This is a genomic window from Heliobacterium mobile (genome assembly GCF_009720735.1).
Taxonomy (GTDB): domain Bacteria; phylum Bacillota; class Desulfitobacteriia; order Heliobacteriales; family Heliobacteriaceae; genus Heliobacterium; species Heliobacterium mobile.
In genome coordinates this window covers 19294-39627 of the sequence record NZ_WNKU01000016.1, presented here as the reverse complement: position 1 = coordinate 39627, position 20334 = coordinate 19294, and the positions used below count along the sequence as shown (strand labels likewise).

10 protein-coding genes are annotated in these 20334 nt (G+C 49.2%); 5 read left to right on the top strand and 5 right to left on the bottom strand.

The window, feature by feature from the left end; genetic code table 11:
- Window positions 1-4 precede the first annotated feature (4 nt).
- The 4 genes from GJ688_RS13040 to GJ688_RS13025 form a co-directional block, all read right to left on the bottom strand.
- Window positions 5-871 (bottom strand): SLAP domain-containing protein, encoded by an 867-nt coding sequence (locus tag GJ688_RS13040; protein ID WP_170291963.1) that lies wholly within the window; start codon window positions 869-871, stop codon window positions 5-7.
- Window positions 872-972: 101 nt separating this feature from the next.
- Window positions 973-3060, bottom strand: a complete 2088-nt coding sequence (locus tag GJ688_RS13035; protein WP_170291962.1) for a M6 family metalloprotease domain-containing protein — start codon at window positions 3058-3060, stop codon at window positions 973-975.
- A gap of 27 nt (window positions 3061-3087) precedes the next feature.
- On the bottom strand, window positions 3088-4428 hold the full coding sequence (locus GJ688_RS13030) for a copper amine oxidase N-terminal domain-containing protein (protein ID WP_155476996.1): 1341 nt from the start codon (window positions 4426-4428) through the stop codon (window positions 3088-3090).
- Window positions 4429-4555: 127 nt separating this feature from the next.
- Entirely contained in the window at window positions 4556-10351 is a 5796-nt protein-coding gene (locus GJ688_RS13025) for a beta strand repeat-containing protein (RefSeq protein ID WP_155476995.1), read from the bottom strand.
- Window positions 10352-10713: 362 nt separating this feature from the next.
- On the opposite strand from GJ688_RS13025, the gene GJ688_RS13020 reads away from it, so the two are divergent.
- On the top strand, window positions 10714-11691 hold the full coding sequence (locus GJ688_RS13020; RefSeq protein WP_155476994.1) for a hypothetical protein: 978 nt from the start codon (window positions 10714-10716) through the stop codon (window positions 11689-11691).
- Window positions 11692-11766: 75 nt separating this feature from the next.
- On the opposite strand, the gene fliB is transcribed toward GJ688_RS13020, so the two are convergent.
- On the bottom strand, window positions 11767-13008 hold the full coding sequence (gene fliB / locus GJ688_RS13015; protein WP_155476993.1) for a flagellin lysine-N-methylase: 1242 nt from the start codon (window positions 13006-13008) through the stop codon (window positions 11767-11769).
- 213 nt (window positions 13009-13221) lie between these two features.
- Between fliB and GJ688_RS13010 the strand changes: the two genes are divergently transcribed.
- The 4 genes from GJ688_RS13010 (at window position 13222) to GJ688_RS12995 (ending at window position 20333) form a co-directional block, all read left to right on the top strand.
- The gene (locus tag GJ688_RS13010) at window positions 13222-15057 is read left to right on the top strand and encodes a CHASE2 domain-containing protein (RefSeq protein ID WP_155476992.1); all 1836 of its coding nucleotides are present in this window, start codon (window positions 13222-13224) and stop codon (window positions 15055-15057) included.
- 181 nt (window positions 15058-15238) lie between these two features.
- The gene (locus GJ688_RS13005) at window positions 15239-18130 is read left to right on the top strand and encodes a carboxypeptidase regulatory-like domain-containing protein (RefSeq protein WP_155476991.1); all 2892 of its coding nucleotides are present in this window, start codon (window positions 15239-15241) and stop codon (window positions 18128-18130) included.
- Between the two features lie 3 nt (window positions 18131-18133).
- Window positions 18134-19150: a hypothetical protein gene (locus tag GJ688_RS13000; RefSeq protein WP_170291961.1), complete on the top strand. Its 1017-nt coding sequence runs from the start codon at window positions 18134-18136 to the stop codon at window positions 19148-19150.
- A 271-nt stretch (window positions 19151-19421) separates the two neighbouring features.
- Window positions 19422-20333, top strand: coding sequence for a tyrosine-type recombinase/integrase (locus tag GJ688_RS12995; RefSeq protein ID WP_170291960.1), 912 nt, complete (start codon window positions 19422-19424; stop codon window positions 20331-20333).
- The last annotated feature ends 1 nt before the right edge of the window (window position 20334 follow it).

Genomic DNA, 20334 nt, shown 5'->3' with positions numbered 1-20334 from the left:
CCCTTTATATCTCCCCATTCGCCTCTCTCGGCTCCTCTGTGTTCACTAGAGACTGGGGAACATAGACAGACCAACGGCTTAAATCAGGAGAAGCCCCAAGTAGATGCTCCGGCCCAAAGACAAAACGGTGGAATCGTGCACTTCGGGCACGAATGACCAAGTTTTCTGGTGTAAAAACCGCTTGGGCTACTTCTTGGCTCTGAGCGTCCCGAAGAGCCAGCGGCAGTTGCGCAAAATGTACATCTCTCGCCGTGCCGTTTCGAATCAACAGCAATGCCTCCAAAGCACCATCCTGGAAGGAGCATTGCACCGCAGCGAAATTCAACTCGCCTTCCTTGATCTGCGGAAGCCGCACCAGAAACCCCTCTAACAGTTGCCGTTGGTCCTCCGAAATTTCGCCGATGTTCAACCCTTCTATCACCATCGCCTGAACAGGTTGAGGTGTGGAAATCCGAGCCGTCAGGTTTTCCATCTCAAAGGAAAGTTTCCAATCATCCTGAAAAATCTTCTCCGTAAAGATATTATCCTGGGAGAAATTAAATTCTATCGGCAAGACACCGTTCGCCGGGATCTCTGGGACATTAGACATATCAAAAACCTGATAACCTAAAAGGACCTGTCCGCTGCGGTCTGTCAGCTTCAACGGAATTTGCTCAAAACGGACGGGCCGAGGCAAGCCGTTCATCAAGAAGGCGGCGACTTGGACATAATTATCCAAATTCAGCAAGAAAAACCCCTCTATTTTAACTTCGCTCTCGTTCGGTTGGGGCAGATGGCTTGCTGTCCCCAGGTTCACATCCAGATTTACCTCCGGCAGAGACTCTTTTACGCCCTCAATCAATGAATCTTCCTTCAACGCCTCATCATTCATCATTAACGACTCCCTTCCAAGTTCCTAGTTTGATTCCACGAATAATGACAAGTCTCCTGCAAAAAGGAAGCAATGCAGCAACAACCGCATTGCTTCCCAATTTATTTTACATTGATCTGCAGGGGTTCGGAATTGACTAGAACCTCACCATTCCCGTCCGGGATATAGGCATATACATATGCCGTCCCCGGGCTCATCCCCTTCACTTTGCCGGTACGACTATCTAACTGGATCACAGTGCCTGTTTCTTCGCTGAACCAGCGCACTCGGCTGCTAGACAGGGTTTTGCCGGCCGCGTTATAGACTTTCGTCTTTAAGGTCACAGACTTCTTTTGGTTTAATCGATACATGCCATCAGAAGCACCCTTATCGGGATCTACGATCTCTATCCGAGCCGGACGGTTTGGATTATAAAAAGTGACCGTAAGCGGATCTGACACTGCGAGCACGTCGCCCACACCGTCAAGCACTTGGGCAGTAAAGGTAACCTTCCCTTCCTGTACGCTGTAGATCCGGCCCGTGTTTGCGTCCATCTTCACGATTGTCTGTGTCGGATCATCCGTTTTCCAACGAACCTTAGCCCCTTTAACCGTATTTCCGTTGTCATCAGTGACGTTGGCTTTTAGCGTGAGGAACTTGTGATAGGCAATCATTGCGACTCCGTCCGGCTTGTTTCCGCTATCGGGGTCGGCTATGGCGATATGTAGGGAGGACGTATCGGAAGCCGTAATGATACTGAACCGTGCACTCATCGTGGTTCCGCTCAATCCGAAATCATCAACGCGAACACCTGTGTTCTGATTGGTGTAGCTGCGGGAGTTCGGCTTTGTATCGGGCCCAAACATTTCCGATGTGACATAGAAATCTCCGGCGTCAGCCAATGCATCTTGTTCGATCTCTTCTAGGCCGTCCGCCTCCATCAAACGCAGCAGTTTATGGCTTGTGTAGGAGTTATCATATATAGTTTCGCCGCTACTATCGAGTCTCGTGTCCACATGCCAAATCAACATTCCTGATGCAGGGATATCAGGTTTTTGGAGGCTCTTCGTATCATTTCCTGTAGATTGTTTACGGTACTGGACCATATAGAACTCCCCGCCAAAGGGTTCATCCTTTGCCCCCGGCATAATGACGGCGGCATCGGGATAGAGACTTGTCGGCCGAAGCGTAATCGTCTGCTCACCGGAAGGGACAACCACCGGATCGAGCCAGCCTAAGACGAACTTGGAAAAGGCGTTGTGGTCGCCCCAGTTGTAATCCATCATATCCAAACCGCCCACACCGCCACTCGGGCCTTTCGTGGAATCATAATCGTAATAATCGGGCAGGCCCATCAGATGACCAGTCTCATGGATATCGGTCAGGGGCACATACTGTTCCGAACCGTCATTCTCAAGATTACTGTACCAACTGGCCACATAGGTGTTTAATTTTTTTCCGTTTACCTCAAACGAAGCATCGCGCCAGTTTGTCATGTAGGGCCACCAGAAACCGCTCCAGCCGTTATCAGGACCGGTCCATTTCACATAGAAGGCATCGAGCACGCCATCGCCATCGTTGTCGTATTTGGAGAAATCGATCCCCTGGGAGGTATAGTAATCGAAAATTTCCTCGATCAATGGCTCCATACTGTCAAACTGTTCATAATAGCTGCGCTGATGTTTTGCCGTATACCACTGCATCACGTCGCCCTGTAGATCCAACTTGTTATAGGAGGAACGCTGGTAGTAATTATGTAAGCTATCATAAGGGTAGAGAGAGGGGTCGCCGTTTCCGAACATTTTCTTCGCAATATCGTTTCTCGAACCGGTTTTATCTGCCTGTGGGTAGTCGGGAAAATCAACGAGCAGCACGGGAACTCGGGGAGAACCTATCGCCGGTAGGCCCCCTTGCCATGACGAAGGAGTATCATAGGACTTCATGCGAGATCGTATCTCCGCATCGGAGAGACCCTTCGCCTTCCAATAGAGCCGTTCCGCCTTTACACGTAGTTTCTGCATCATGGCGGAACTCGGTTTGTGGTCGCCGATATTCCGGGCTCGTTCCACCCGTTTGGCATAGGAGCCGTCGGCTTTGTATTTTTCTATCATACTTGTCGACGGCGGCTGCATGGCCGATGCCGGGATCGCCGGCCATAGTAGTATGAAAAGGCACATCCATAGATAGATCGACCGTCTCCGTTTTAACAACGAAAACATTCCTCCTGTCGGTCCGAGTTAATTACCTAAATGGGGACGCAGGATCGACGCTTTTTGGGCGAGAGCATCCCACTCCATTGTATATCCGAAAGGCTCTACGATCCAGCGGGCCGGCAAAAAGACCCGATTTTCCGGGGAAATAACCGGAACAACATCCATCAGCATAGTGCCTTTACGGCTGTCTTCCAATTGTGCGTTGCCTGTTGTTAGGCTAAGACGATGGCCGTCCTTTCGAAGGTTAACTCGAACTTCGCCTTCATTGGCTTCCCAAGCGATATCTTCGGGCTTGATCTGGATCGCTTCGGCGACGGCCCGAATCGGCAAATAGAGTCGATCTTGACTAATAAAGGGTGCGGCATCGAGACTGGCTTCCTTGCCATTGATCATGCACATACGATCGTTCACTGTAAAGACAGCCACTTTTTCCGGCGATTCGACTTGCGGCTTTTTCGGTGCGGGGATAAAACGAGCCTGGAACTGATCGGCACCGCTTCTGCTGCTGCCGCCCGTTTTTACGAAATAGTCATAGGGCTGCGTTTTTTCTCCAGTGGGATCGGAGACAGACAGGCCGGTCAACAGAAAAGTGGACACCTGATGGGAGGGGCGCTCCACGGAGATGGACAGCGTCCGCCGGTCCGCCGATAAGCTCGGTGCGGACAGTTGAAGGTCTCCCCGAACCACATCCAGTTTCGCCTTCGCCAGATCCCAGACTAAGGGATAGGGCAGTTCCAATGTAACTGCATTGCGGGACTTCAGGGACCCTACTTCCGACTCTTCAACATCAATGCTGATCGCGTTTGCATCGGTGGAACTGGCTTGGGCGCCAGTGCGGACGGTGTAATCATAATCAGCCATTTGATCGCTCGTCAAGGATGCCCGTTCCGGTTGAAAGATCGACCCGGAAGCAGCTTCGAAGCTGACCCGCACATCATGGACACTGCTTTTCGCCGTGATTCCATTTAGGTCGAGATAGATGACACCGTCACCACTGCCGCCGCTGCCGGTCACAGTGAGGGTGAATTCATTGCCCCCGCCCCGCAGTTCACCGGTGCCGGCCTCAAACATGTTGGGCGCGCTCTCAACAGTCTTCGGAATCCGGTAGGTAATGCTCTGTACAGATACACCCGAATTAAACCGCAGTTGAACCTCATCAGTCTCACCGGATTCCAGGGCGCCGCTCGGGACTTCGATGCGGATCTTGCGATCAAAATAACTGTTCGCCTGGACAGGAGAAGCACTGACGACAGAGTAGGTGGCCGATGCTTCACAGGGGGATACAGGGAGAAAAGAGAGCAGCGGAAGAGCTGCGCTGAGAAGGATCCAGTTTTTCGCCTTCGACCGAGGGTTGGATGTTTTCATTTTAAGAAGCACCTCTTTTTATGTGGTTTTCTCTTATTACTTAGACGTAAAATCGACAGCAAAGGTTTCCAGTAGATAATGGAAGCGGACCCGGGGGAAAACGCTCCCCGGGCCCGCTAATGTTAGGTTAGTTTATCGTTACCGGATGGCCTACATCAATGGTCGTCGCGTTTCCTGCAGCATCTTTAAGAAGATGACTTGCATCGATATAGATCTTCGCCCCTTTTAGCTGAATTGTACTCTTATTAAGCGTTAAAAGAATGCTTTTATTGTTTAGTCCCCATGCAGCAGCTCCCTCTACTGTAGACGTCGTTGAGTTACTCGAAAAAATAAAGCTAGTGAGATCCCCAGTAACTAAAGAATTGGAATCCATATTGTTAGTTTCGGTCAATGTTAGCAATATACTATCTTTGCCACCAGTAAAGGGAATTGGATCTGTTGTGGCTTCAGTGAAATTACCGCTGCCGTTAGTTAACGTAGCCGTAAAACCTAAGTTCCGACCATTGATTGCATTGACAATATTCGCAGCATCATTCGCTGAAATAGCTACACTATCACTATCGTTATCGGCCAACGTAATTTTAAGCGTTCCAGAAGCTTGATCCATATTGACAGTCAATGAATCAGCTTGATGGTTTTCAGCCGGTTTGGACACGGATACTTTTAACGAATTTCCATAGGCGCCCAGAGTATTTCCGTATTGTTGACTTGCACAGGCAATTTTAATACTAATGGAACCGCTTGAGATAATGGCTGATGCAGAAGTTTGCGTTGTAGCTGCCGTAAAGGTTGGTGCTGTGTTATCCACGATAAAGATGTTTCCTGTGGTGGGGCTAACTATCGGGTTACCCGCCTTGTCGGTGCCGCTGAAGGATATGGTCGCTGTTCCATCACCTGCACCGACATGGTAGGTATATGAATAGTCGCTACTGCTTACATCCATTGGAACTGAACTTAATTGGTTTGCGCCAGTAATGGTTATATTAGGTTTATCAGATAAAGGTTCACTCGGGGTAGTCTTAATGATTAAATCAGTACCCGATTTAACGACAGGTGTAGTACTATAGCTCGAAGAACCCACAGCATAACTTACGGTCATCGTTGGTGAAACTCCGTCAAAACTGAATCTAGATGTTGAAGTCGGTGTCACTGTATAAGGCGTTAAAATACTGTTACCTAATTTATCTTTCAACCCTGAATTCACAGTGAACGAAGAAAAGGATTTTGGTTCATCGCCATCGGACGTCCCTCCGGGTGTTATAGTGATTGCTTTACCGTCAGCGGACAGCTCCAGCTTAGAATTTGTTGCCAGGGGATCACTTTCCAATAGAGTTGCTGTGGATGACGGCCAATCCGTAGTGCCTGATTTAAAGAGACCTACACTTTTGATAAGTTCGTACAGGTCACCGTATACAGAACCGCCTTTGCTTAATGCTCCATTTACTGAACTCGGCAAAATCTCGTCGGAAAAGGTAATTATAATTTTGTCATCAGGATCGATTTCATTATCCTTGATCTGTGTCCCTTCATCAAACTTCACCGAAGTTAATCTCGCGGTGGCAAAGGTCTTCTTGGTTCGAGGGGAACTTTCCAACTTCCCTTGCTCCGTTATGGTCACATAAATAGTGTTTATACCGTTATCAAACCCATTCGTTATGGGAATCGTTAAATCGCTTGCAACCGTACCATAGTTATGAGCGGAGGCGAGCACCGTCCCCCCCGTCTCTGTCAAATAAATTTTCACATCCGCGTTTGGAGGAACTGATTTCACTAAAGCAGTATCGTTTCCATTGGCATTATTCGTTACCACGATATTATTAACGCTGGGAGCAGTGGACGGTGTTTGCTTAGGTGCTGGAGTACTTTCGAGCCTACCACCGGTTTCCGTAACGGTAACATATACGCTTGCTGAATCCAACGTATCGGGACCGACTACAACAGCATCAGAATAGTCTTTGTTGTTTGGGACAGGCGTACCAAATAATTGAGTTAATTGTGCATCTTTATAGACTTTCACCGTAGCTCTAGCCGGTACATTATTAACTTTAACCGTAGTGGCAACCATATCCATCGTTATCTCATTCGGATCAGGTGGAACGGATGGAACGTTAACTTCAGTGGCCTCCGATTCTGATCTAATCGTATCTTGAGCAGTGACCTTAATTTTATTGATGTTACTGCTATCAGATTTTACGAATCCATTTGTGATGGCTACTGTAGCGACCCCAGAAATATTTGCCGTGCCGGTTCCGATTACTGCCGGTTGGGTAGAGTCATCATACACCCGGACAGTCGCACCCGGAGGGACGTTCGACACAGTGACCGTATCGGTACCGGAACGAACGTTAGCCACAATAATCTTTTCCACTATCGGTGCTAATGATGGAACCGAAGCTGAAACACGCGGACTTTCCCTTTTTCCTTCTTCGGTAATGCTTACATACACATTGGATAAGGAACCTAACTCCATTGAGTCAACAGTAATCGTTCCGGTATCACCAGAAGTGTTTTTCTTATAATTTAGTTCTGCATTATCTTCTCGGTTTTTATAAACCTTGACTGTAGCATTGTTAGGGACACTCTCTACAATCACCGTGTCGGCTGAGGGTTGAGCAATGTTTTTAACTCTAACCGTAGTTGGAGCAGCAGAGACGCCAGGAAGATTAACCGCAGTTCGCAATCCTTCTTCAGTACTTCCTGACGGAGTTAGGGTAATATACACTGTTGGAACCAATATCTTATTCACGGTGAACGAAGCCGTCGCATCGGTAGATTGTCTATAGTACCCAATCCGTGTTCCCCCTAGCGGAGCATCGTAAACCTGGAGTAACATGCCATTCAAAACATACTCGTAAGTAGTAGAGCTTGATTTAATCTGACTGACATCTATACGATCTTGACCATTTGAAACAGAAGTGATTGTAGCTCGACTTACCACATACCCCGTCGTCGTCACATCAACTGGTACTCTTGCACTTTCGGCTTTATTACTCTCTGTAAATGTCACGTACACAGCCTGGGTTTTAATCCCTTGGGCAACTTGAATCGTCAAAGAACTATTGTTCGTCGTATCTCCATACGCGATCCGGTTCCCGTTTGTAGCGGAGTCATAAACATTTACCCGTACCCCTACTGGAACATTGGTTAAATTGGTCAAGGTAACAGTATCTGCTGTACCGGAGTTTTTGCTAGCTACTATGTTAACAGACGGAGAATACCCGTTAGGAGCTTTGGAGACTGGCGGGATATTCTGCTGCGTACGAGTGCTTTCAGGCTTTGTTCCTTCGGCGATGCTTACAAAAACGCTAGTGAGCGCATCATCAAAGCGAACAACTGAACTCCCATAGGATATCAATACGGTCACCGTACCCATCGATGACGTGGGGCCGGCTTTGCCAAGCAAAGTACCGCCTGTAGGGGAATCATACACAAATACATTCGCATTCGCAGGTACATTTTTTACGGTAACCGAGTCTTGCTCACTATTGGGCGCATTATTTACGGTGATATCCGACTGCTGCGGTGCTGCAGACAATCCCGGGACACTCTTGCTGACACGAACGCTGTCCGTTTTATTCAGTTCAGTTAAGCATACATAAATTGTACTTACATTGGAAGCAAAGCCACCGTTGATAATAACATCCACAGAACTCGGTGAAGTACTAGAGCTATTCGTGCCGGTTCCGATCGGCGTATCGCTCGTCGCACTATCAAATATTTTTACCGTGGCACCGGCAGGAACGTTATCCACGACCACCTTATCAGCACTTACAGCGTTATTGATAACTGTAATGTCATCGGCCTTTGGAGGTTTGCTTTGGCCGGTAGCCTCCGGCACCGGCACTGAGGTCCGTGTACTTTCATCTTTTCCAGACTCTGTAATAGTGACATAGATAGAAGAAACGTTCAGGCCTGCACTCACCGTAATATAAACGGAACCCGCCGCGGCATTTTGATTTGTTCGTCCCAATGAATTGCCGCCGCTCGCAGCATCATAAACACTGACGACCGCATTCTGAGGCACATTTTTTATCTCTATCGTATCGGCTCCAGCAGCGTTATTTGTTACGACAATATCCTCGGCCTTGGGCGCTGTTGACGGTTTAAGCACCGCTTTCGTCACCGTCACCGGGATCGTAATCGGCGTTATTGTCTCCCCCGTTTTACTGCCGCTGACGGTCACGTTGACCGGAGTCGCACTTTCGGCCACACCGGTGACCGTCAGCTTGCTGCCAGAGATGCTGACCGTGGCTTTCGTTGTGTCACTGGATTGGGCCGCGTAGGTAACCCCAGCAACTGTCGTCGTCGGGGACGCGATCTTGACCGTGGTCAAGGCGATATCGGTGGTGCCGTTTGCCGCGACGGTCACAGGCGTCGGGTTGGCAGTGATCTTTGCCGTATTGTCCCATTTGACCGTTTTGGACGTAGCTGTAATCGTCAAAGGGGATGCTGCACCGATCGTATAGGTCGTTCCGGAGGTTACCCCGGGAATCGTTCCTTTCCAAGACTTCCCATCAGTCCCGGTAGCTGAAACGGTAACCGCAACCGGGCTAGGGCTCGAACTGCTATCTGGAGTGGCCGTAATCTTTCCTTGCAGGTCTGACAGTTGGACCACTTTATCGGTGGTGAAAGTAAACTCGCCTGTCGTTGTATCAGACTTGGTGATGGATGCGACAGCCGCTGGTTTCGTCTGTCCGGTGACCGTCACGGTGATTCCCTGAGTGGTTGTTTTGCCATCGACAGTAGCGGTGATCACCGCAGTCCCTGCAGCGACTGCAGTCACAGTGGCCGTGGGGACATTTGTGGTCGATGAACTCGTAGATGTTCCGCTCGTTGAAGTGCCGGCACTTGTATCAGCGTTCGCCGTTACCGTGGCCACAGAAGGGTTGCTTGATGCCCAAACCGCCGTCTTTCCAGGAATGATGTTTTTATTGGTATCTCTCGGGTAAGCTGCCACTTGCAGGACATTATTCGTGGTAGAGCCTAAATCGAGTGTCTTTGACGCCGAGGCAGGCACTGTACCCAATTCGACGGTAGACACATCGGGGATAACAGTGGCCACCGTAACTTTGCTGGTAACGGTAACAGGGGAATAGGAAGCTTTAAAGGCCGTCACAGAAATCGTGGCACTCCCTGAAGCCAGAGCCGTCACATTGACTTTGGTTCCGTCCTTTTTGACCGCTACCGTCTTAGGGTCGCTGCTGCTGACCTCCAGTTGGGCGCCGGAGTCCACGTCTTCACAGATGTTCATGGTCGTGTTGGGAGTCAGAAAGACGGGATTTTTTAGGACGAGTTTCAGCGGATTGGTGGGCGTTTGAGGATCATCCGGAGGCACCTCTGTCCCGCTGCCAGTAAAGTAAAGGTATGTTTCTTTTCCCATATAGCGAAGGCTGTACGATTTCCCCGCTTCTTGTTTTTCCGTCGTTAAGGTGACGCTATCTTTGCTGCTGCTTAACTTAACATCCGTTATGCGAAGCCCTTCGGCTGTAGAAAAATTGCTTCGTGTGACCGAAGACAGCTTGTGGTTTAGTTCAACAACCACTGTGTTCTCATCCGTCGCATAAGCATCGGTAAAACCAGGATAAAAAGTATCAGAAGTCTCCATATCTTTATAGGCATTCGCTAGCGGATACTTGCTGGCATTGGCTAATTCCTTACCGTTTTTGTCCCAGTTAAAGTTCGTTTTGTACCGATTTCCTTCAATGTACAAATCACCGGCTTCATTAACGAAAATGGCACTACTATCTTTCTTGGCTTTTGATAATGTGGTTTTAAAAGCGCTTTTGTTGGAATTGTCATCGATATAGTCCCAGGAATAAAAGTTCTTCTTGTAATAAAGCCCGCCCGGTTCCGCCCAGGCCGGCAACGTTAACGAGAGTAAATAAGCTGTGGTCACTACCGCTGTGACACTTTTCCGAATCATGGGGAACGGACCTCCTTCTTCTGGTCGCGTGGTCTCAACTAAACATAACTTCGTGATCATTGTATGAAACTCCTACAGTTGTTTTCGTCTCGTAAGGTAAATTTTCAAATAAGACCCATCTCCTATTTTTAATGGAGCACAAACTAACCATTTCATCCATAAGCGTATAGACCAACAAAGGGGAATTTTTAAATAACAATTTCAATTTAACTTTAAATACAGAACATTGATCGAAAAAAGTGAAACCTTGCCCCTGAGCAGCCGGGGTAAGGTTTCACTTTTTTTCAAAAAAACCAATTTTACTGGAACTAATTTATGCCGAAATACGTCATAATTACGACGACATTTTAGGAGGTATCAACGTGCTCTCAAAGTTCAAAACATGGAAGACCCTGCTTACGGTAGGCGCCTTTTTAGTCAGCGCCGTCACCGCGACAAGTGCCATTCCGGCACCACCAGCCCACGCCGCTTCTTCTTCTACAACGGCGGCCTATTCTGTGAAAGGCTCCGTTCCCAAAGTAAAAGCTGGCGGTAAGTTTACCAGCACCGTAAAAGTCGAAGTTCCAGATGATATGTTGCTCGAAGACACCAATGTTCTCATCTCCCTGCCGAGAAAGGCAACAAGCGTCACATGCAGTGTCGACATCCCTACAACAGATGCCAACGGAAAACCGAATGAAATCGCCACGGCTGAGCTCAAGAAAACAGAGAAAACTGGTCGTTATTTCCAACTAACACTTTCTCCGAATACAAAATCCGAAGCTGGCAACGGCATCGTCAACCTTAAATTCACCGATATTAAAATTCCAACAGGCACCAGCAGCGGAGATTTTAAAATGACCTTTGAAGGCGAAGGTAGTCCTTTTCCGACATCGAAGTCGCTTGCCATCGCCAAGGTTCCCAGTACCGACGATGACAGCGACGACAGCGATGACAGCGATGAAGCCACTGTGTCCTTAAAGATGAAAAAGACATCCACCTTTGAAGACGGCGATACGATTAGTGACATCATTGTCAAAGAAAGTTCAGCAGGCTCCCTGGTGAAAAACAGCAAGAGCCTTTCCATTAAACTTCCTTCTGGCTTCACCTGGGATATCGATGACGCCTATGTTGATGTAAATAGCGGAAATATGGAAGAACCGGAGTTAAGCCTGGACAGTTCAGAGCAAACATTGTATCTCAACGTATCAAAAAAATCATCAAAAGCATCGACTCTCTACATAACCGATTTACGCGTTAACGCCGATTCGGACGCGTCAGAAGGTGCGGTCACTGCAACGATATCGGGAAAAAGCACCGTTAGCTCGAAGAAGTTAAAAATCGGTACCTATTCTGAATAAATGAAATTAAACCACCAAGAATAACAAAGGGGCCCTCCGGGAAGGAGGGCCCCTTTGTTATTCTACAAGACTTCCTCAGCATTTGATCAACATTGCCATGGCAGCCATGTTGTCATTCTGCCCTTCAATAACTTTTTGCTTGAGATTCATCAACCAACTTGAATTCCGTTCTTCTTCCCGCGTTAAAGTCTGAATCAGTTCCACCATATGCTCCACCTGAATATGCTCTTTATGGAAGGCTGCGAGGCCAACCAATAAGTTTTTAACCAGCATAAACGTCAAACATAATGTGATATATTGGTCAAAGGGATTCGGCGTCATGAATGGAAACACCATGTTATAAACACGATTTACCAAAAAGTTCTCTAAAATATACTCATGCTCTTGAATCAAGGGATGGTAATAGGTGCCCTCCGCATCATAGTAGGCCTTATCCCGTTTCGTCTTCGCGTTACTGCCTGCGTCCAGCCCACAAAAGGACTGCGTCAGCAACTGGGAAAAACCTTGATAAAAGCGGTTTTGTTGGTTGAATTCGGAGAGTGTGTCTAAAAGATCCCGTTGTAAATTCCGGCGGTCCCGTTTGGGCAAATGATAGTTAATTTTTAGCGTTTTCGGCTCCATAAGAAACGAATCCATGTCTTCAACAATCGCGGGAAGCTTCTTAGCACGATCATCTGGTAAAACTCTAGCAAGGGATTCACAAAAAAACCCTAATAACAACATCCGATCATCCACCGAATAGCCTCTCGATTGGAGACAAGAAAAAACGAACTGGCGCGTCCGCTCGATATAGCCGGCCCAAAGCTCCGGCTCCGATGTATGGCTGACATTTAACTGGCCATAGACACCTCGAAATGGCAGATTCGGCTCGTCGATCTCCGTTAACACTAAGGGCCCCTTATTTAAAAGAGCTCTGCGGGCAACGGCCGGACAAGCCAGCGTACCGGTTCGCTCCCATCGCCCATTGATGATGTTCGTAATCCGCGGGTACGAGGCGCACCAACCAGGCAGAGCGTCCTCGCCAAGCTTTTTATGAATCGAACAGATGCGATCACGATTCCAAAAGGGACAGTTCCCGCTTTCAGAAGGCGTCACGAGCGCATACGCATCGTCAGTAGCGCCGCTGCGAATCCGCTGAATTTTTCTATCAATTTCTTTTCGAAAAGAAGGATCCTGAACCTTGCGATACTTTTTATAGGTCTTCTGATCGATGTTCAAGGCCTTACCCAAGCCGCAACAAGCATCTTGGCATTCGGCCCCAGCACACTGAAAAGAGCGAAGATACCAGGGGACATATACTTTACGGGATTGCTTCATTCAAACGTCACCTTTTATCGAATTTTCAAGATTACCAAGATACTATCATACTAAGTATTCGAATTTTGTCGATATAGGTCGAATAGTAATTCAAGAAAACGATTATTATAAGGACTTTTACTACTATATATATTTTTAGTAACAGGAGGAAACTGGTATAGTAAATGGAATGATAAAAATGTAACATTCGTTACATGGAAGGGAGCTATTTTATTGAACATATTTAAGGTAAATCGCCTCGGCATCCTGGTCACTGCAGCTATCATTACCGTCATCCTCATTATTCGTCAGCTGGGCCTGCTGGAAACAACCGAAGACCGCATCTACGATGGCTACTTCCAACTGCGCGGCCCCCAGGCCCCGCCGGAGAACATCGCCATTATCGGCATCGACGATGAATCCATCGGCAAATTAGGACGCTGGCCTTGGCCCCGGCACCTACACGCCCAACTGCTCGACCATTTGGCACAGGCTAAAGCGGTCGCCTTCGACTTAACGGTCAACACCGCCGATGCCCCGGAAGAAGATCTTGCCTTTGCCAATGCGATAAAAAAACAAAAGGGCGTCGTTCTGGCGGCCCACTTCTCCTATAGCCCGCAAGACGGAGACATGGTGCAGACCCTCCGTCTACCCGTAAAAGACTTGCTGGCCGTAACGCGCAGCCTCGGATTCGTCAATACGCCCACCGAAAAGGATAACGTCGTCCGGCGGGCTCAAGCCGTCATCACGCACAACCAGAAGCTTCTGCCCTCCCTCCCCCTCGCCGCCGTCATGGCCTATGAAGGGATCCCCTTCAAGGAACTCGATTTCCAACCGGAAAAAGGCGCCAGAGCAGGCTTTCTCACGATACCTCAACTACAAAATACGATGCCCCTTATTAATTTCTGGGGACCGGCCCGAACCTTTCCGACCTACTCCTATGAGAAGGTTCTGCATGGCGAAATCCCCCCTGAAGCTTTTAAAGATAAAATCGTCTTCGTCGGCGCAGTCTCCCCCGTCTTCAAAGATGAAGTAAACAATCCGTACAGCCGCGGAAACATGATTCTCCAAGGGAATCTACCTGTCCCCGGAGTCGAAATTCACGCCAACGCTGCCGCCTCTTTCCAACTGGGCCAGTATGTCTACCGGGCCCCTGCTGCCGTGAATATACTGCTCATCACCGTCACCGGTGTATTGGCCTACCTGCTCACGGGCCGCCGAAAAGCGCTGCAGGGATTTGGATTTCTTTTTCTCTTTGCCGTAATCACCGTCACCGCCAGCTACTGGTTCTGGAATTCGCAGCACCTGTGGATCGACCTCGGTGCCCTGTTGATCACTCTCTTTTTCACCTACTTAGGGACCACCGTCGTCAACTTCGTCCTCACCGAACGGGAAAAGCGAAACATCCAAGGTTTGTTCGGCCGGTACGTGAACCCCCAAGTGGTAAATCTCCTACTCGACAATCCGCATATGGTGGAGTTAGGCGGAAAGCGCTGTGAAGTGACAGTCATGTTCTCCGATATTCGCGGATTTACCGCCTATAGCGAAGGGAAACAACCGGAAGAAGTGGTCAAACGCCTAAACGAATACTTCTCTGAGATGACCGCCTGTGTCTTCAAATACGACGGGACCTTAGACAAGTATCTCGGTGACGGACTGATGGCCGTCTTCGGCGCACCTATCGAAACAGCAGACCACGCCCAAAAGGCGGTGGACGCCGCCCGGGAAATGCATCAACGCCTTCAGGATCTAAATGCCCAATGGACAGCCCGAGGCGAGCACACCTTTGACATCGGTATCGGACTTAACAGCGGTTTTGTACTCTCTGGAAACATCGGCAGTAAGGAACGGACTGAATTTACCGTCATCGGAGAGACGGTAAACTTAGCATCGCGCTTAGAAAGCCTAAATAAACAGTACCATTCCCGGATTATTCTCAGTGAAAATACCTTTCGCCATCTTAAGCAAGCCGGCGAGTTACCTTCCGACCTAAGTGAACTGGGCGAGGTGCCCGTTCGCGGCCTGCAACAACCCGTAAAAATATACACGCTGACAAAGATGAACGAGTAGGCTAAGCCATAAAAACCCGCCTCCACAATTTGCTGGACGGTGGGTTTTCGCATGTACCAGTCACAAGTTCTCTAAAAGTGTTTAATTATTCTTATTAACCAAAGGATCTACTGGCAATATGTAGAATTATTAGGCATCGTTTTTAACAAGAAAAACATCACGAAAGGACGGTAAACAGCAAATGGTTTGGAAGGCAAAGATCCATCGCTTAGGGCTGCGACGGTGGTTTATCTGGTTGCTTATGCTTTTCATACTCACACCGTTGTGCGCTCTTCCCTCACCGGTTCAAGCCGCCGAAAGCCCTGCCACCTTTACGGACCTACAAAAAAACTCCCCCCAATTTCCTTTTATTAATTATCTAGTTGAACGAGATGTTATCTCAGGGTATCCAGACAAGACCTTTCGTCCTGATGAGGGATTGAACCGGGCCTCCGCCTCAGTATTACTTGCAAAAGCCGCTCACTTAACCGTACCGTCGAGCATTGCTCAACGCCCCTACGAAGATGTTCCGCCCGATTTCTGGGCCGCTCGAACCATCGCTGCCGTCAGCCGGGAAGGCTTTTTAAAAGGCTTTGACGACGGTAGCTTCCACCCCAACGATCCCCTGACGCGAGCACAAGGGATCACGGTATTGCTCGCTTTGGAACCGAAAGCACAGATAAGCCTCCGCAGCGAAAACAACCAGGAACATCCCTTTCTCGACATCCCGCCGGAACACTGGGCCGCTAAGCAGATCAACCTGGCCCAAAAAATGGGATTGATCGCTGGATGGAGTGACGGGCAGCATTTTCGCCCTGATGCTCCCATCACCCGGGGCGAATTCTCGCAAGCCTTAGCCAAACTGATGATCGCCAGCCCGTCCTTGCGAAAAGCCGAGTTGGACATGCAACTCAAAGGGCTCAACAACGGAACTGTCCAGATTCGCCACGCCGGCCAAACGGGATATACGGCCACCGAAAATACCCAAAAAGTGGCCGCTGGTGATACGATAAAAGTAGAAAACACGCCAGCTGAACTGCTCTTCCCTGACGGCAGCGGCCTACTCCTTGAAAAAGGAACGGAAATCACGCTAGAAGAAGCCAGTGGTAAAACATACATAACTAAGGACGGCAAGCCGAACGTCAAAGTGGAACGGCTAAAACTTCAAATGCCTGACGGCTCCATGTTCGGCGCTCTCGCATCAGACAAGCGGGAAGCCCCTTCGGCAAAACAGATATCATCCGTACAAAAAGTATTTGCCTTGCCTGGGGAAGAAACGTCAGAACCGGCCAAAGATCGAGAAGAGTGGTGGAAAAGCTCCACTGAAACAACGGCAAGAGTAGAGATCGATGTTCCTTGGGGTGTCGCCTCCATTCAAGGAACCTATTGGAAAATCGTCGCTCGCCGAGGCTTGCCCGGTGAAGCTTCCGTATTAGCCGGCAATGTGCGAGTACAAGCCAGTGGGAAAACCGTCCAAATCGGTTCGGGCCAAGCCAGTTCCATCGCTCTTGGAGGAGCACCATCGACACCGGCCCCTATGTCCATCGGCCAACAGGCCGATTGGCTCAACCAACGTACCTGGGTTGAAGAACGGTCACGGGCGATCGAAGCATCGAGCGCACTCGCCTCACCGAGCACAGAAAAGGCAATAGACAGCCAACCTGCGGAAACACCAGGAATGCCGGAAAATCCCGGTGAAGCTGCCTTGATCAACGGACTGATCAATCATCTCTCTGTGTCCGTATCCCAAGCCGCCTCATCGAGATCCAATTCGGGCGGAGGTTCCTCCAGCAACAACAACGACGATCCCAAGGGCAATCTTTCATTTGCGGGATTTGTCACCGATGAACAGGGAGAGCCGGTAAAGGGGGCAAAAGTAAGCCTCTTCTACGGCGATAGGGGCCACCTTATCAAAAGCACCGTCACCAATAAAAAAGGTGCCTTTACCTTCAGCCATTTAACGGACGGTGATTATCGCATCAATACCCAAGCCGACGGATACGTCTCTGCTTCATCCACGTTCACATTAACCGATGAATCGGTAGAGAATTATTCCATAGAATTATCCGCCGCAGAACAAACGGTGCAGCTAACCGGGCAAATCATCAATAAAGAAACGAAGGACCCCCTTGCAGATGTCCGCATATCCGTCTATGAGCAGGAAAGCGGCACACTCCAAAAGCAAACCACCAGCGATTCAAAGGGAAGTTTTGAACTATCCGTCAACATCGATCCGGCGTTGATCTATCGATTCGTGGCCGAAAGCAACGGATATGAACAATACGAGCAGACTCTCACCGTATCCCCGCAGGATCAAGAAATCGACTTGGGCACGATCTCGCTCAAGCCATCATCGGTGCAATCGTCTCTTTCCGGAATTGTCGTCGATGCCACGAATAACCATCCGATCAGCGGCGCCACCGTCACACTTTTGACGACCGATACAGAACAAGTCGTCGGAACGGCCGTTCTGTCGGAGGACGGCAAATTCACCTTTGAACACCTAGACTCTCCGGCCTATACATTGCGCGTCTCCGCCGCCGGGTATATCGATTGGAATGAATCCATTATGCTGAATGTAGGCCACCCGAATCAACGGACGATTGCCTTGTCCCCAGTTATCGAAAATCAAGCTCTGCGCATCGTCTTGTCATGGGGAGAAAAACCGTCCGACTTAGACGCCCATCTCGTCGGCTATGAAGGGAACACAGAAAAGTTTCACCTGTACTTCGGCCAGAGTACCAACGAGGAATTCGGCGCCCACCTCGACGTAGACAATACAAACGGCTACGGGCCTGAAACGATTACGCTCGATAAATACACCCCCGGCATTACCTATGAGTTTTATGTCCACGACTACAGCGATGCCGGAAATGAAGCAAGCACCGAACTCTCTGCGTCCAGTGCCTCCGTCAAGGTCTACCGTGCCGGTGAAAAAGCTCCTCAGACATTTCAGGTGCCCGCAGGCCAAGGCGACCGCTGGCGTGTTCTACGAATCGACGGGAGCACCGGCCAACTCACTGCCATCAATCAAATCGACACCATCGAAGCCGCAACCATCCAAGCCTTACGGTTAAACCGGAAAAAGCAATAGCCCATGGAGACAAATCTGCTGATCCGATTGCAGTATCTATGCCTGGCAACATTCTTTTGGCTTCATATGTCCAGCACGGATGCGGCGGCAAAGGCTGCCGCTTCCCTGCACTTACAAAGCCTATCTGAAAACAGTTTTGACTTTCTTAAGTGGAATGCCGACGATCGGCAAGAAGTGTACAGAAAAATCAACGCCAACGCGGCAACGATCGACTCTTTTTACAGCGGCCTAGACAACGAACTGGATGACTTGAGAAGCAAAAAAGAAGCAATATTGCAGGAAAACTCATTTCCCGTCGGATTGGGTTGTTACGCTTATACGCCAAAAACAAGTGGAACATTGCAAGCCCTAGAGTTGGCTATCGAATACCGTAACCGCCTCCGTACTGAACGGGCAACGTCAATCCCAACGGATATTCCCTATCCCTCGCTTGAAGGTTTCTATCTAAATAACTTGGATGTGCAACTTTTTACGGCAGAACCAGCCGATTGGCCCCAGCCCTCGGAAGTTGTTGCCGCCGTCTCCCATATAAACATCCCGCCGGATATAAATCTTCACATACACGTTGAACTACTGCCCTTTACCGCCAGCCTTCCCGGAACCCATTCGCATCTCGCTCGTGGACTGACTATCGTAAACCCGACGAAAAAAAGAATTTCCCCTCAAGATATCCGGTTGCTCATTCCAGCCGGCATCAGGGATGATGAAGCCACTCTCGCAGAGCGGATCGCCCATGAGATGGGCCATGCGGTGCAGCAACTGTATTTCAATCCTGATTATGGACAAACGTCTGAGTGGCTGCTTTTTTTAGACATAGCCGGCCATTTTCCCTACCCCATAGAAGACTCCTGGCATTCGTCACCGGAAGAAGCCTTTGCCGATTACTTTCGCCTAGCCTTTGTACCAGAGGAGAAACGGCGTCTTCCCTTTCAAGCGTGGGGATATTTCGCCCCCGATGAAAGAACTCTACAAGCCTATCGGACACTTGTACTATCGGTGCTGAAAAATGCACATTCGTGAAAGGGCTCGCATAAAACCGAATACATCCCTAATGAAGAACGGCAGTTGTTTTGCCGTTCTTTTTTTGGATAGGACAACTTGAATAGGCAAAAATTAAATCAATATATAAGTTAATTGTAAACAAATTTCTTGTTTGACATACATATTTCGACATTTTTCTGCATTACTGTCTGTGTATAATCGTAATTGCCTCAAAAGCTTGTATGTATAGCCTGTTTACCCGATATCGAGACAGCTTTGGGTTACCTTTTTTTGAAAGGAGATGCAACTGGTGACCCTGTCCATCCAGCTCGAGCAGTACCGCAACTATTTGACCTATGAACGCAACTACAGTCCCCAGACGATCAACCACTACCTGCGTACCTTGCGCCGTCTCGATGCTTTCCTTACCGAAATCAACAGCCACCAATCGCCGCCAGTGAAACAAATCCGCAGCCTGCACATCCGCCGCTTCCTCGCCGATACGAGCCAGCGCGGTGCCAAGCCTTCGACGCTCCTCCATTACATCAAAGAACTGAGCGCCTTTTTTAACTACCTCATCAGCCAAGGCCGGATCGAAAAATCGCCGACCCAGCATATCCGCAAGCCCAAACTGCCCGACCGGGCACCGGAGTACCTGACCGTCGATGAGATGACCCGGCTCTTTGCCGCCGTCGATCTCGACGAGAAGTGGGGGCTCCGAGATCTTTGCATTCTTCAGGCGCTCTATTACTGCGGCCTGCGTAACGGTGAGCTAACAGCACTCAAGCGGTCCGATATCCATGATGATTTCAGCTACCTTCACGTCCAAAGCGGAAAAGGCGGCAAAGACCGGCTGATCCCCCTGCACCATCACCTCCAAGAGACCCTGCGTGCCTACGTGCGGCGCTACGACGTTTCACGCCCCGATCAGCCGCTCTTCCCCAGCCGCTACCACAAGCAGCAGCGCCTTCACCGGGAAACATTGAATCAACTGGTGAAACGCTATGCCGCTCTCGCCGGTATCGAAAAAGATGTCCTGCGCACCCATACCTTTCGGCATACCTTTGCCACCCATCTCTACCAATACGGAGTCAACTTGAACACCATCTCGGAACTGCTCGGCCACAGCGGCCTCGACAAAGTGATCGTCTATACCCATGCCAAAGCTGACCACCTCAAAGAAGCTATGGTGCGCTGGGAGGCCGCCACATCGGACGGATAGA

What these genes read in the sequence shown, in the direction of transcription:
- GJ688_RS13040 (WP_170291963.1), bottom strand. Translation starts at nt 871, where the DNA reads ATGAATGATGAGGCGTTGAAGGAAGATTCATTGATTGAGGGCGTAAAA.
- GJ688_RS13030 (WP_155476996.1), bottom strand. Translation starts at nt 4,428, where the DNA reads ATGAAAACATCCAACCCTCGGTCGAAGGCGAAAAACTGGATCCTTCTC.
- GJ688_RS13025 (WP_155476995.1), bottom strand. Translation starts at nt 10,351, where the DNA reads ATGATTCGGAAAAGTGTCACAGCGGTAGTGACCACAGCTTATTTACTC.
- fliB (WP_155476993.1), bottom strand. Translation starts at nt 13,008, where the DNA reads ATGAAGCAATCCCGTAAAGTATATGTCCCCTGGTATCTTCGCTCTTTT.
- GJ688_RS13005 (WP_155476991.1), top strand. Translation starts at nt 15,239, where the DNA reads ATGGTTTGGAAGGCAAAGATCCATCGCTTAGGGCTGCGACGGTGGTTT.
- GJ688_RS13000 (WP_170291961.1), top strand. Translation starts at nt 18,134, where the DNA reads ATGGAGACAAATCTGCTGATCCGATTGCAGTATCTATGCCTGGCAACA.